This window comes from Aequorivita aurantiaca, from assembly GCF_030410135.1.
Taxonomy (GTDB): Bacteria; Bacteroidota; Bacteroidia; order Flavobacteriales; family Flavobacteriaceae; genus Aequorivita; species Aequorivita aurantiaca.
This window is the reverse complement of sequence record NZ_JAUGQQ010000003.1, coordinates 1-14,530: the sequence shown is the minus strand read 5'-3', so window position 1 is coordinate 14,530 and position 14,530 is coordinate 1. Positions and strand designations below refer to the sequence as shown.

The following is a 14,530-nucleotide window of genomic DNA, read 5'->3' as shown; positions in this document are numbered from 1 at the left end:
TTTTGAAAAAGTAGGCGGTAAGATTAGTTGTTCAACATAACCGGCATTACAAGCATAGTGACTGTTTCCCCTTCATCCAAGCCATCAACTGGAGTTAGAATGCCTGCTCTGTTGGGAAGGCTCATTTCCAATGAAACTTCGTCGCTGGTTAGGTTGTTCAACATTTCGGTCAAAAAACGGCTATTGAAACCAATCTGCATATCGTCGCCCTGATAATCGCAGGTTAACCGTTCCTCTGCCTTGTTACTGTAATCAATATCCTCGGCAGAAATGTTCAATTCGGCTCCTGCAATTTTCAAGCGAATTTGATGGGTTGTCTTGCTGGAGAAAATAGAAACTCTTCGTACCGAATTTAGGAATTGGTTTCTGTCAATCACCAATTTATTCGGATTTTCCTTTGGAATTACGGCTTCATAATTTGGATATTTTCCATCGATCAAGCGACAGATCAACTCGGTATTTTCAAAAATGAACTTGGCGTTACTGTCGTTATATTCAATAATAACATCTTCTTCGCTTCCTGCAAGGATACTTTTTAAAAGGTTCAGTGGTTTTTTCGGCATTATAAATTCCGCGGTTTGGGAGGCACTAATATCATCGCGGGTATATTTTACCAATTTGTGCGCATCCGTTGCCACGAACACCAAATTATCTGATGAAAACTGGAAGAAAACCCCGCTCATCACAGGTCGCAAATCATCATTGCCTGAAGCAAAAATGGTCTTGCTAATTGCCGTGGCGAGTACGTCACCCTGAACCACCGTTGAAGATGGATCCTTCAGCTCCACGGCGTTTGGAAATTCTTCCCCATTTGCATATGCCAAGGCATACTTTCCGTGATTTGAACTGATTTCAATTGTATGGTTATCCTCAACTGTGAACGTTAAAGGCTGTTCTGGGAATGTTTTCAAGGTTTCCAGCAACAATCGGGCGGGAACGCAAATCATTCCTGTTTCTGTGCTTTCCACTTCCAGCTTGCTTGAAATGGTGGTTTCCAAATCTGACGCGGAGACCGTTAATGATTTTTGATCTAAACTGAAAAGAAAATTATCTAAAATGGGCAAGGTGTTGTTGTTGTTGATAATGCCGCCCAAAACTTGTAGTTGCTTTAATAAATACGAACTCGATACGATGAATTTCATTGAATATTTATTTTTATCTGAATAATGGTAAATGCCTTGTTTTTAGCATACCCACAAATATATTTCAATTGATGGGTTTGTTAAAACAAACTTATCAACATTCAACGGGTGTATTTTCGTTTGCGATAGAAGGCGAAAAGAATAGCAAAAAGCAGTAGTAATCCCAAGGGTAACAATATATTGAGCATTTGCCAAAGAGTTCTTTGTTCCGCAGTTTTTTGTTGATCCAAAAATGGCACCGCAATTTGGCGTGTGCGAATGTTTATAAGTCCACTATCGTCGAGAAGGTAATTAACAGTATTAAGCAGAAATTCCTTATTTCCATAGAAGGCATTTGTGGTTTTATCAAACCCAAGTTCTAGCGGACGATTGCCTTGCATTTGGTTTTTGATAACGTCGCCATCGCTTATAACTACCATTTTTGAAGGCTTCCCATCATCCAAATGGTTTCCCCAAATTATCGGTTTTACCCGATTTTTGAAAACTGACGAAAAGTTTCCTTCCAACAAAACGGCCAAGGGAATTTCCCCACCATTATATTCATTTGGGTTTGGGCCTTCGTTCACCACTTGCAGGTTATCTGGGATTTCCACGTCAAAATCAATTGGATAGGGCAGGCCAACAATTTTTGAAATTGGCGAGGTAGAAAGCAAAACCGTTTTTTCTATGCCATTGGGAAGCGTATCCATCGCGCTGGCATACTCAAACTTAACAGCTTCAATATTGGAAACAATTGGATGGTTATTCGCGCTACTGCTCAACGGACTAAAAAACCACGGGTATCGGTTATACTGTGCTTCCCGTTCATCGCCACTGGCCAAAACAATGGGAGCGGAATACACATCCTTTACCAAATTAGGATTAATACGAATTCCGTATTTGAAAAAGAAATCATTTAAGTTCAAATCCTTTCCAAAAGCAAAAGTATTTCCGCTGACGGTGTCCAAATGCATTTGGGTTGCGTCCATCAACCAAAGCGATTTTCCACCCGCCATAACAAACTGATCCAGCACATATTTTTCTGCATCGCTAAAGGCTTCAGTGGGTTGGGCGGCTACAATCAAATCAAAATCATTGAGGGCCTTTAAGGTTTTTTCTGGATTTGCAGCCACCGAATCCAAAGTGAATGGGGCGATAAAATAATATTCCCTTAAAGTTGAAAAGAAATCAGCAATATACCGGTCGTCAAATTCGCCGTTGCCTTTTAAAACAGCAACTTTTTTGGTCTTTTCAGTTGCCAATTTTTTGAAACCGTCGGCAAAGGCGTATTGCAAATTTTGGAGCGAACTGTTGACTCTTTCTTCGGAAGTGGCGCCCAATTGGTTTCTGAGCAATCCAATTTTCACCGATTTGCCATCGTGATGAGCCAGGGCCCAAGGATAGATATATTCAGTGCTTTGCTTTCCGTTTTCCATTACAGAAACTTGTGCGGGGGTCAATCCAAATTTTTCGAATTGAGCCTGAAACGCTTCATTTTCCTTCGCAGTCGGATTAATAAATTTATATTTGATATTGGAATTATAGGCCGAAAATTCCTCTAAAAGCTGCTCGGTTTCCTTTTGAAGCCTTTTAAATTCAGCCGGAAAATTTCCTTTTAGAAAAACATCGACAATCACGGGAGAATCAATCGGTTCAATAATTTCCTTTGCTTCTTTTGAAAGGGTGAAGCGCTTGTCCTGGGTTAGATCCAGCCGTATGGAAAAATAATTGCCGAGAATATTGAAAAGAGCCAAGCCAACAACCAGAATGGCTATTGTAATAATGTTCTTTTTAATTGAGGCTTTCATTTATAATTATTTCAATTTTAAAACCGTAATCGCGATAAAAAATATTGCAACGCTAAAGAAATAAATTAAATCCTTCGAGTCTAAAACCCCGCGCGCCACACTATCGAAATGCGCTTTCATTCCCAATTCAGAAATATTGAAAGCGGAGGAAGAAAACCCCTCAAAGCCATAATAGAGCGAAAAACAGAGAAAAACCGCAATGATAAAAGCCACAATTTGGTTCTGGGAAAGAGTGGAGGCAAATATTCCAATGGAAGTATAGGACATTACTAAAAAAAGTAAGCCAATAAAAGAACCAATGGTGCTGCCGACATCAAAATTGCCGGATGGATTGCCCAATTGTGAAATTGTAAAAACATACATTAGCGTGGGAACCATTGCAATAAGGATAAGGATGACAGCTCCAAAATATTTTCCGAGCACAATCTTATTCAGTGAAATTGGTTTGGTGAGTAAAAGTTCCAACGTGCCCATTTTCATTTCGTCACTAAAAGCACGCATACAAACCGCAGGAATTAAAAAAAGAAGCACCCACGGCGCAAGTTCAAAATAGGGGGCAAGGTCTGCAAAACCGGAATCCAAGATGTTAAAACTGCCGCTGAAAACCCAAAGAAACAAACCATTGAGAACCAAGAAAACGGCAATTACCAAATAACCGATGGTGCTGGAAAAAAAGGAATTTATTTCTCTTTTAATTATTGTAATCATTCAGTGCTGTTATTTTAAACTGTGAAGAGTATCAACGCTCCATGCTTCGGCCCTTGTCTTGAACAAGGCTTTTGTTTGGCTCCATACATTTTTGAAAAGGTCGCTTTTCCTATAATTTTCTAAATCTGATTCAGCATTCCAACGGCTATAAGTGAAAAAGATTGTTTTATCGGTTTTATCGCGGTAAAGTTCCAAAAATGTACAGCCCGGAAAATTGCGTATCTCCTCTTTTACACCTTCAAAATTATTAAGAAAGACCGGCGTATTCTTCGCTTCAAACTGCATTTTTACGATTCGTGTAAACATAGTACCATTTTTATAATTGCCCTTAAGATGGGCGTATTTTTTAAGTTATAACGGCCATTACAGCATTAAGAAATGAAATTAACCATCACCGCATCCCTGTAATCCAAGCCAAAAAGTGAGGAAGCACTGCCCACGGTTTTGGAGCTACTTTTATAAATTGCAAGTTCCAAATAGTTTGATGAATTCCAAAGCGCCAGTTTTTTTCCGTCCTCCTCCCGTTTTCCCGGCGGATTGTCAAAATTGATGGCGTCACTGTAATGGGAATGGATTTTATTGAGGTTAATGGTGCGGGCACTAATAACAAAATTTCGGCCACGCCCTACTTCCTCAAATAATTTTTTAGTTATATTACTAATTACGTTGCCATAATTGTCTATATAGATTATAGTTCCATTAATTTGATCCATACTATTGCTTACAGCGGGACGAATGCCGGTAAGTTCCTTTATTTCAGTAATGGTTTTGCCGATAACCTCTAGTGTGCCACCGCGAGCAATATGGCTGGCCACTTTTACAAAAACATCCAAAACGGGAAAATTACTGATAATGCGATCATGGATATTTATTTCCACAATTTTCTCGGGCCGAATTTCGGAAGTCAACATAGAAATTATTCCATTGTCCGCACACACAAAATAATGGCCATCCATAAAAACCGCAATATGTTTATTCTCAGGGTTAAGTTCGGAATCGACCCCGATAATGTGGATACTCCCCAAGGGAAAACTTTTATATGCATTTTGAATAATATAGGCTGCTTCCTGAAGGTGAAAAGGCGAAATGGAGTGCGAGATATCAACAACTTTGGCATCTTCCATTTCGGTGAAAATAGCTCCTTTTACTGCTCCAACAAAGTGATCTTTCTCTCCAAAGTCGGTAGTAAGCGTTATAATCGGCATAAATGGATTGTTGATATTTTCTTAAAAGATTAACCACAAAAATAGGTTACTTTTGTTAGAGGCAAAACTATTTTTTGCATATTCCAAATATAAAAAGCACGCCTTTTGAACGAACTTATAATTGAACTTACAGAAATTAGCCCAAGGGAATTCTTCGGCCTTGAAAATGCTAATATAGACCTTCTAAAAAAATATTTTCCAAAACTTAAAATCGTTGCCCGTGGCAATAAAATTAAAGCCTACGGCGATGATGACGTGCTCGAAGAATTTGACCGCCGCATCACCATGCTTTTGGAGCAATACGCCAAATACAATAGGCTTGATGAAAATGTTATTGAGCGGGTGCTCTTAAGCAGAAATAAAGAAGAATACGAAGCTCCCGTTGGCAGTGGCGATGTGATCGTACACGGAGTGAGTGGAAAACCGGTCCGGCCTCAGACCGCAAACCAACGAAAACTTGTAGCATTGATGAGCAAAAACGATATGGTTTTTGCAGTGGGGCCAGCGGGTACGGGCAAAACATATACCGGGGTTGCGCTTGCGGTTAAAGCGCTGAAGGACAAAGAGGTGAAACGTATTATATTAACAAGACCTGCGGTAGAAGCCGGCGAAAATTTAGGCTTTCTTCCGGGCGATTTAAAAGAAAAACTTGACCCTTACATGCAACCGTTGTACGATGCGCTTCGCGATATGATTCCTGCGGAAAAATTAGCTTCGCATATTGAAACTGGGGTAATTCAAATTGCGCCGTTAGCATTTATGCGCGGACGAACATTGGACAATGCTTTTGTGATTTTGGATGAAGCACAAAACACCACACACGCCCAAATGAAAATGTTTTTGACCCGTATGGGAAAAAACGCAAAATTCATGATTACGGGCGATCCGGGGCAAATAGATTTACCACGTCGCGTTATTTCAGGACTAAAAGAAGCTTTGCTGGTATTGAAGGACGTGAAAGGAGTCGGGATGATCTATTTGGACGATAAGGATGTAATCCGCCACCGATTGGTGAAGGAAGTAATTGCGGCTTATAAGAATATTGAAAACGTGGATTAATTAAAGTTTGCCGATTCAATTGGCGGTCGCAGTTTTTTATTTTTAAATCGCAAATCGAAAATCAAAATGAGTAATACGATAATTGCAACAGATTTCAACTTTCCCGGACAGAAAAGCGTTTACCACGGGAAGGTACGCGAAGTCTATACTTTGGAAGACAACAAACTTTTGATGGTAGCAACGGACAGACTTAGCGCGTTTGACGTTGTGATGCCAAAAGGAATTCCGTATAAAGGCCAAATCCTTAACCAGATTGCTACAAAAATGATGCGGGAGACAGAAGATTTGGTGCCAAATTGGCTAATTGCAACGCCCGATCCAAATGTTGCAATTGGTGAGGCCTGCGAACCTTTTAAGGTTGAAATGGTAATACGCGGTTATATGAGCGGGCACGCTGCCCGAGAATATAAAGCCGGGAAAAGAATGCTGTGTGGGGTTGGTATGCCGGAAGGAATGAAAGAAAACGATAAATTTCCACAGCCCATAATTACGCCGGCAACAAAAGCCGAAATGGGCGCTCACGATGAAGATATTTCACGCGAAGATATTTTGAGAAGAGGAATTGTTTCGGAAGAAGATTATCTTCAATTGGAAGATTACACCCGCAAACTTTTTAAACGTGGAAGCGAAATTGCAGCTAAAAGAGGTTTAATTTTGGTGGATACGAAATATGAATTCGGAAAAACGAAAGAGGGAAAAATTGTTTTGATTGACGAAATACATACGCCAGATTCTTCCCGATATTTTTATGCAGAAGGCTATGAGGAGCGCCAAAAAAATGACGAACCGCAAAAACAACTTTCCAAAGAATTTGTTCGTCAATGGCTCATCCAAAATGGCTTTCAGGGATTGGAAGGGCAGCAGGTGCCGTTTATGAGCGATAATTATATTGAATCGGTTTCTGAAAGATATATCGAGCTTTATGAAAATATTACCGGCGAAAAATTCCAAAAAGCTGACGTTTCAAATATTCACCAACGTATTATTTACAACGTTGAAAAATATTTTTCAAGGCTGTAGACTTCACGAATGTTGAATGATTATTTCTCAATTTTCAACTTCAATCTATTATTGATTTTTATTTTCGTTCCCTAAAATTGAAACTATGTACATAACCAAGACTGAATTCCGAAAAATCGGCCTGGCCGAGATTGGCATTTAGGCTTGCGCCCAAATAAAAATTATTTTGTGGCGCTTTCTCCATTCCAATAAAATAATACTTTAGTCCCAATCTCGAGGAGATTCGGTTTTTCTTTTTATAGCTGCCATCGAGTTCTCCCAACACCCAAGTTGTCGGAATATCACGGGGTGTATTGTCCCAGCCTTCATTAATGCGCCATTCCATTTTATAGGCCGGTTTATGAAAATTAATCCCCAATTGAAGATCAATGCCCACATGGTTGAGGAATACTTCCCCATGCAAGCTCAAACCCAAATTGGTGGCGTAATACCATGGATTACTTCTAAAATAATCAAACTCCCGTCCGGGCTGTACGAGCGATTCATTTCCTTCTATATAATCATAATAATGCTGATAAAACCGGTAATAAAATCCCACACCAATCTTGAAAGTATTATTGTAAACCTTGCCATATTCGCCAGCAATGGTGTAAACATTTTTTTTATCGTTGAAAGCCAGCGCAAAAACATTTCGTCCCAAACCCGCACGCACTGCGACATAATCATAAACCGTCTTTTTATATTGCGGAATATTTTCGGAAGGAATAAATTCGGAACGTTTTAAAGGATTTTTGATATCGGCTGACAAACTCACCAAAAAGGAATTATATCCTTGGTTCAACAATCGGGTATGGCCGTTGGAATGGTGCGAATAGCCAATGCCGGTGCGCCAATCAATATTTTTGGTGGAAAGAAATTGATAGAATAGATAGAGTCGGAAAGCCCAGGTGATGTCAGTTGTTACAGCTTGGTTTGAGGGATTTGTTTCGGTATCGAATTTTTTTGTGAAATAAGATGCGCCCATGCCCGTATGAATTTTCCATCTATCATTGCCAAAAGCTCTAAATTCTATGAATGGCATCGCCGTAAATGCCAATCCCAAACTGTCGAGATTTCCAAAATCGGTAATTCCTATGGAAAGTCCGGTTTTTGGTTTCTTCAATCTTTGCGCCCATTGCTGCGGGTCATTTTGATGATTTCGGCCAAAACTTAAAATGGCCTGTTTCTGCAACTTTGTTTCGGGAAAGCCATCATTGGATTCCATGGTCCTTCCCATAAGTATTTCCGGAGTGATGGATAACGCACTTTTCTTCCAATGGTCCCCTGTTTGGGCCACACCAATAAGTGTTGAAAAAAGGAGAAAAAAGGTTAGTTGTTTTTTCATTTGGCGCTGCAAGTAACAATTTCCCAGTTAATTTTAAAAATTTTAATGCTACATTAGTTACAATATTTAATTCGCAGTCTTGAAAAACGTTGATCAATTTATTTCCGAAATAGCTTCCATAGCTTGGGGCTTGCCTCTTTTGATTATATTGATTGGCGGCGGATTGTACCTTTTAATTCGAATCAAATTTTTGCCATTTCGCTATTTGTCTCACGCCATTGCCATACTTCGAGGAAAGTATGATAGTGAAAATGATGCTGGCGAACTAACGCATTTTCAGGCATTGACGACTGCACTTTCGGCCACGGTGGGAATGGGAAATATTGCGGGTGTGGCTGTGGCTATCGCAATTGGTGGACCAGGTGCTGTTTTTTGGATGTGGGTGAGCGCAGTTATTGGAATGTCTACTAAATTCTTCACCGCTACACTCGCCATTCTTTATCGGGGAGTGGATAGTGAAGGAAAGATTCAAGGAGGCCCAATGTATTTTATTACTGAAGGTTTGGGAAAAAAATGGATGCCATTGGCAATTATGTTCAGTATTGCTGGGCTGGTTGGGGCTCTGCCAGTTTTCAATGTAAACCAATTGACGCAAGCCATTAATGACATACTTCTAAAACCTGCAGGGCTATACAGCGGCTTTCGGACTGATTTGATTATAGGATTAATTTTAGCGACAATTACGGCAATCGTCATTTTTGGAGGCCTATCCCGAATCAGCAAAACTGCTTCCAAAATGGTGCCGGCAATGGTAGGACTATACTTTTTGTTGGTGCTGATAATACTTTTTGTGCATATTGATGTGGTACCGAAATATTTTTCCCTAATTTTTATTGATGCATTTTCGGCAAATTTTTATAAAGGTGATGCTTTTTTGGGCGGAGTGGTAGGGGGAATCATTCTTTTGGGCATCCGGCGTGGCGCATTTTCTAATGAAGCAGGTATTGGTACGGCACCAATGGCCCACGGCGCGGCAAAAACCAATCAGCCAATTCGCGAAGGTTTGGTGGCTATGTTGGGCCCGGCCATAGATACTTTGATAATCTGCACCCTCACTGCTCTTGCAATTTTGGTAACTGGTGTGTGGCAGAGCAGCAATGCCAACGGCGTTAGCTTGACGGCTTCTGCTTTTGAAGAAAGTATTCCCTACTTCGGAAAATTTGGGTTGCTTGCTTGCATTGCAATCTTCAGTATTTCCTCATTATTTTCATATTCCTATTATGGTGGCAAGTGTATGTCCTTTCTTTTTGGGGCTAAAAATAAGGGCATCTACAATTTTATATATATTGCCAGTATTTTAGTGGGAGCAACCACCTCCTTAAGTTTAATGATAAATTTAATTGATACTTTTTTCGCATTGATGGCAATTCCCACGATGACTGCTACTATAATTCTTGCGCCCAAGGTTATTAAAGAGGCAAAGATTTATTTTGAAAACCTTAAAAATCCTTAGTCGAAGCCATTGATTTTTTGGTTTAACAGAGCGGTAAATTTTTTTGCCCCATTCGGATTCAAATGATTTTCGTTCAGAAAATCCTTCTCATTAAAGTGGATAGTATCGGTTTCCCGGTTTAGCAGGATCACATTGCTGTATTGCTTTTGTACCATTTGTAGCACACTGTCACGACGTCGAACAACGGAGGGGTTCCTTTTTTTTAAATAAGTTTTGTAAAGAGGGAGCGTGCACAAAATTACGTTGATGTTTTCGGCCTTTGCATATTCCAACATTTCATAAAGAAAGTCGGTATTTTTCTTAAAAATGCTTAAGTCTTCACGGCTTATAATTCTGAAATTATTGGTGTTTATTTTGGATGTGTCATAATCCAATTCCTTAAAAGTTCCATAGAAATTATTGGTATCGAAACCATAGCTATTGAACTTTTCGGTTGAAGAATTAAAGAAATAATGTTCCAATAATTTTCGAGAATAAAAACGGTTGTTTGAAAGAATAAGTAATCGATCCTTAAACCAGATGGACCTGTTGAAGGCATTAACGTCATAATATTTTAAATAGACCGAATTTTTCCAATAATCATCGGGATGGTGCGGAAGTTCTAAATGATTAAAAGATACCTCCAACAGAAGGAACTTTAAATTTGGAAGCCGTTTTCGGGTTCCTTTCAAAATGTGAAAATCTTCTTTGTGATGCTGTGAGGTGGAACTCAGATTGATTGCATCAACATCGGCAAAGTCTGGATTGAAAGCACATTTCATTTGTGAGGAACCCAACCCCATTAACTCAATTTCTTGTGAATGCGAATTTAATTGTTGGCCATAATATTTATAGTTTATGGGCAAATTCAAAACCAGCAATTCCATTATTACAAAGGCAACGACCACCGGTGTAAAAAACAACAGGCAATATTTTAAGAAGCGAAGTTGTGACCCGCTAAAATTGGAAATAAATAAAATCCTCCGTGGGACCGGCATATCTAAAAATTAATAATATGAAAATATAATAAATAACCCAGCGAAAGGGCCGACTGATATAGAGGTCAATCCTTGTTAGTGGAAAATTTTTGGTTCTTGTGGAAATTTCCACTGACAGCAAGATGGCAGCGCAAACCAAAAAAGTTTTTGATATCAAACTGCTCCATTCTGAGCTTGGAATGAGTAAAAATATCCTTTTCAAAATAATACCAGCTTCCTCAATATTCTGGCTTCGGAAAAGAATGCAGGATATTGTGATGAAAATAAAACTGAACACAGGGAACAAAAGCGAAGGAATTCTTGAGCGATGATATAAACTGGATTTGCGGTTCTGGGAAATGGGCGTACGTTCCAGAATGATCAAAAACCCTTGAAATGCACCGAACACTACGAAGGTCCAATCCGCTCCATGCCACAGCCCAATCAATCCCATTGTAATAAACACGGCGATATTTCTACGTGTCCCGCTGCGCAAGTTTTTCTGGATAATCGGAAAGTAAACGTAATCCGTAAACCATCGCGTGAGTGTGATGTGCCAACGCTGCCAAAAATCGGTGACGCTTTTTGCCAAATAGGGTAGGTTGAAGTTTTTGTTCAGTCTGAACCCAAAAAGTTTTGCCGTTCCAATTGCAATATCGGAATAGCCTGAAAAATCGCCATAAATCTGGAAAAAGAAAAGTACCGATGCATAAAGAAGGGAGAAGCTGCCGTATTCTTCGTGGCTGGCATAAACCATATTCACAATTCTGGCCGCATTGTCTGCAATGACCATTTTTTTGAATAGTCCCCATAAAATTTGGCGTAAGCCTTCTTTAACCTCTTGTGCATTGAATTTCCGACGGGTGTTGAATTGCGGCAATAAATCAGCCGCTTTTTCAATTGGTCCCGCAACCAGCTGCGGAAAAAAACTTACAAAGCATAGGAAGTTCAACAGGTTTCGGGTAGGAGGAATTCGACTTTTATAAACATCAATGGTGTAGCTCATAGTTTGGAAAGTATAGAAACTGAGACCTACTGGCAGGATAATATTCAAAGTAGTGAAGGCATATTCGCCATCTTTCAAGTTAAAAAGCAGCGAAAATTCATCGATAAAGAAATTAAAATATTTAAAGAGAAAAAGAACCCCTAAATTCCAAAGAATACTCCCGTATAGATATAATTTCTTTTTGATTTTTTCTTCTGAACCTTTAATCGCCAGCGCAGCAATATAATCAACCAGTGAGCTGGCGACAATAAGAAAAAGAAAACGCCAATCCCAAAGTCCATAAAATAAATAGCTGGCAACAAGCAAAAGAGCGTTTTGTGCTTTTATTCTTTTGTATCCAATAGCCCAATATAGCACCAGCGTAATGGGAAGAAACATTCCAAATGAAAAGGAGCTGAAGAGCAAGGGCTGGTTGATTTTGCAGTAAATATAAAAAAAATAAACCGCTGAAAATGTTCATTCGCAGCGGCTTATTAACTTGTTTTATTCTTTATTTAAAAATATTTCAACTCAATCGAAATAACTAAAGGTGTCTCCATCTTTAATATTTAAAAGCGTTTCATAAATGAGTTTTATAACGTTTTCAACATCATTTCGGTGAACCATTTCAACGGTAGTGTGCATATATCGCAAAGGCAGGGAAATAAGGGCGCTTGCTACGCCGCCATTGCTATAGGCAAAGGCATCGGTGTCTGTTCCGGTGGCTCTTGAAAGCGCAGCGCGTTGAAAGGGAATCAGGTTTTTTTCGGCCGTATCAACAATTAAATCCCTAAGTTTCTGCTGCACTGCTGGGGCATATGCAATGACAGGACCGCAACCGATTTCCGCCAACCCCTGCTTTTTTCTGTCGATCATTGGGGTGGTGGTGTCGTGGGTTACATCTGTTACAATTGCAATATTGGGCTTAATTCTAGCTGCAATCATTTCCGCGCCACGCAAACCTATTTCTTCCTGTACCGAATTGGTTATGTAAAGCCCAAATGGAAGTATTTGATTGTTTTGGTGCAACAATCTGGCAACTTCTGCAATCATAAATCCGCCCATTCTATTATCCAGTGCGCGACACACGAATTTATCGTTGTTTAATATATGGAATTGATCCGGATACGTAATCACACAACCCACGTGGATACCCATTCTTTCAACCTCTTCCTTATCTTTTGCGCCTACATCTATAAAAATATTCTCAGGTTTTGGCGCCTCCTCCTTAGCCTTGTCGCGGGTATGAATGGCTGGCCACCCGAAAACCCCTTTTATGATGCCGTTTTTTGTATGGATGTCCACGATTTTTGAAGGTGCTATTTGATGGTCACTTCCGCCATTTCTGATCACGTATAAAAGTCCGCTGTCGCAGATATAATTGACGTACCAAGAAATTTCATCGGCATGCCCCTCAATAACCACCTTAAATTTGGCGTCGGGATTTATTACACCTACGGCAGTCCCGTAAGTATCGGTGATGAATTTATGCACATACGGGTTCAGATATTCCATCCATAATTTTTGACCGTCCCATTCATAGCCCGTAGGAGAAGCGTTGTTTAAATATTTTTCAAGAAATTGAAGCGATTGTTCATTCAGTATGGAAGTAGTCATAAATATTTCTGTAAAATTTGGTTCGGCAAAATTAGTCATTTCTTATAAAGACCAACAAGGCAATTTGCTTATTTTTGGAACGTTTTTAGATAGCAACTAGCTGATCGAAATAATTTATTTAAATGAAAATTTACATACCTATATATATATGTCTATTATTTTTGTGCAGTAACATAAAACTGTATGCGCAGGTAGATACAAGCTCGCTGGAAAAACAAAATGATTCCACAGAGATTATGTACTATATAATTGAAGGAGATACCATAGCCCGTGAAATGATAAACCTTGAAGAAGTGTATCTTCTGAAAAAAGTAAAATTTATGTCAGAGAAGGATAGGCGCCGCTATTTAATCCTTCGCCGAAAAACACGAAAAGTATATCCCTATGCCAAACTTGCTGCCGAGCGACTCATTACAATGACCGATAGGTTGAAGACAATCGAAAAAAAAAGTGATAGGAAAAAATATACCCGACTAGTACAAAATTATATTGAAGGGGAATTTTCAGATAAACTGAAGAAATTGACACATAGTGAAGGACAGATATTGGTAAAACTCATCCACAGGCAAACCGGACGTACAGCTTATGATCTGGTAAAGGAATTGCGTACGGGCTGGAGAGCGTTTTGGTACAACACTACTGCCAACCTATTCGAAATTTCCCTAAAGGAGGAATACCGGCCATTTGAGGAAAATGAAGACTTTTTAATTGAAGATATTCTCGAAAGGTCTTTTCGAGACGGTATACTTGAACGACAACCACCCGCATTTGCCATTGATTATCTGGACTTAGTGGATTATTGGAATAATAAAACTGTTAATAAATGAATACCATTTGCACAGAATTTTTAAAGGCTATACTTTTGCAGTCCGTTCTTTGTAAAATATGAATCATAGGCGAATTGGTGAAGGTAGATTATATTACTTTATCACTATTTTTAATGTGAAGACATTGAATTTAATTTTTTTTGAAGGATAATTCGGTAATTATCAATCGGTTAAAAATAATCGATAGAAAACTTTAAAAAAATATCAATTTTAATTTGGTTCATTTAAAAAAGAGGTTGTATATTTGCACCCGCTTAGAGAGATAGGCGCGGTCTTAAAAACGGTGAAAAGGAAATAACAGCAACGGTTCAACTCCGTTCCACCAGCAATTGAATCTTTATTTTTGATAAAGAAAAGTTCATTGAGATATTGAAATTGACAGCGTAGATTGCCATTTGAAAAGATGGTGGTCAACATTAGAAAACTAAACTAAGTGAGAATCCGAGA

At 39.2% G+C, this 14,530-nt stretch carries 13 protein-coding genes; 4 read left to right on the top strand and 9 right to left on the bottom strand.

Going from position 1 to position 14,530, the window contains the following annotated elements:
* Nucleotides 1–23: 23 nt before the first annotated feature.
* From dnaN to QRD02_RS05815, 5 genes are all read right to left on the bottom strand, one after another.
* A complete protein-coding gene (dnaN, locus tag QRD02_RS05835; protein ID WP_290253992.1) occupies nucleotides 24–1,142 on the bottom strand; it encodes a DNA polymerase III subunit beta in 1,119 nt (372 codons plus the stop codon).
* 101 nt (nucleotides 1,143–1,243) lie between these two features.
* Complete coding sequence (gene gldG, locus QRD02_RS05830; protein ID WP_290253991.1) at nucleotides 1,244–2,929, bottom strand: gliding motility-associated ABC transporter substrate-binding protein GldG; 1,686 nt, start codon at nucleotides 2,927–2,929, stop codon at nucleotides 1,244–1,246.
* 6 nt (nucleotides 2,930–2,935) lie between these two features.
* Nucleotides 2,936–3,637 (bottom strand): gliding motility-associated ABC transporter permease subunit GldF, encoded by a 702-nt coding sequence (gldF, locus tag QRD02_RS05825; protein WP_290253990.1) that lies wholly within the window; start codon nucleotides 3,635–3,637, stop codon nucleotides 2,936–2,938.
* Between the two features lie 9 nt (nucleotides 3,638–3,646).
* Nucleotides 3,647–3,943 (bottom strand): putative quinol monooxygenase, encoded by a 297-nt coding sequence (locus tag QRD02_RS05820; RefSeq protein ID WP_290253989.1) that lies wholly within the window; start codon nucleotides 3,941–3,943, stop codon nucleotides 3,647–3,649.
* 65 nt (nucleotides 3,944–4,008) lie between these two features.
* A complete protein-coding gene (locus tag QRD02_RS05815; protein WP_290253988.1) occupies nucleotides 4,009–4,842 on the bottom strand; it encodes an SAM hydrolase/SAM-dependent halogenase family protein in 834 nt (277 codons plus the stop codon).
* A gap of 105 nt (nucleotides 4,843–4,947) precedes the next feature.
* On the opposite strand from QRD02_RS05815, the gene QRD02_RS05810 reads away from it, so the two are divergent.
* Nucleotides 4,948–5,901, top strand: a complete 954-nt coding sequence (locus QRD02_RS05810; RefSeq protein WP_290253987.1) for a PhoH family protein — start codon at nucleotides 4,948–4,950, stop codon at nucleotides 5,899–5,901.
* Nucleotides 5,902–5,967: 66 nt separating this feature from the next.
* The gene (locus QRD02_RS05805; RefSeq protein ID WP_290253986.1) at nucleotides 5,968–6,921 is read left to right on the top strand and encodes a phosphoribosylaminoimidazolesuccinocarboxamide synthase; all 954 of its coding nucleotides are present in this window, start codon (nucleotides 5,968–5,970) and stop codon (nucleotides 6,919–6,921) included.
* Between the two features lie 58 nt (nucleotides 6,922–6,979).
* Here QRD02_RS05805 and QRD02_RS05800 read toward each other — a convergent pair whose 3' ends face one another.
* Nucleotides 6,980–8,245, bottom strand: coding sequence for an acyloxyacyl hydrolase (locus tag QRD02_RS05800; RefSeq protein ID WP_290253985.1), 1,266 nt, complete (start codon nucleotides 8,243–8,245; stop codon nucleotides 6,980–6,982).
* 79 nt (nucleotides 8,246–8,324) lie between these two features.
* Between QRD02_RS05800 and QRD02_RS05795 the strand changes: the two genes are divergently transcribed.
* Nucleotides 8,325–9,698, top strand: a complete 1,374-nt coding sequence (locus tag QRD02_RS05795) for an alanine/glycine:cation symporter family protein (protein ID WP_290253984.1) — start codon at nucleotides 8,325–8,327, stop codon at nucleotides 9,696–9,698.
* On the opposite strand, the gene QRD02_RS05790 is transcribed toward QRD02_RS05795, so the two are convergent.
* From QRD02_RS05790 to QRD02_RS05780, 3 genes are all read right to left on the bottom strand, one after another.
* Entirely contained in the window at nucleotides 9,695–10,600 is a 906-nt protein-coding gene (locus tag QRD02_RS05790) for a hypothetical protein (protein WP_290253983.1), read from the bottom strand. The genes QRD02_RS05795 and QRD02_RS05790 overlap by 4 nt on opposite strands.
* Before the next feature lie 34 nt (nucleotides 10,601–10,634).
* Complete coding sequence (locus QRD02_RS05785) at nucleotides 10,635–12,038, bottom strand: MBOAT family O-acyltransferase (protein WP_290253982.1); 1,404 nt, start codon at nucleotides 12,036–12,038, stop codon at nucleotides 10,635–10,637.
* A gap of 132 nt (nucleotides 12,039–12,170) precedes the next feature.
* Entirely contained in the window at nucleotides 12,171–13,256 is a 1,086-nt protein-coding gene (locus QRD02_RS05780) for a M42 family metallopeptidase (RefSeq protein WP_290253981.1), read from the bottom strand.
* A gap of 122 nt (nucleotides 13,257–13,378) precedes the next feature.
* Between QRD02_RS05780 and QRD02_RS05775 the strand changes: the two genes are divergently transcribed.
* Complete coding sequence (locus QRD02_RS05775; RefSeq protein ID WP_290253980.1) at nucleotides 13,379–14,083, top strand: DUF4294 domain-containing protein; 705 nt, start codon at nucleotides 13,379–13,381, stop codon at nucleotides 14,081–14,083.
* Nucleotides 14,084–14,530: the final 447 nt, after the last annotated feature.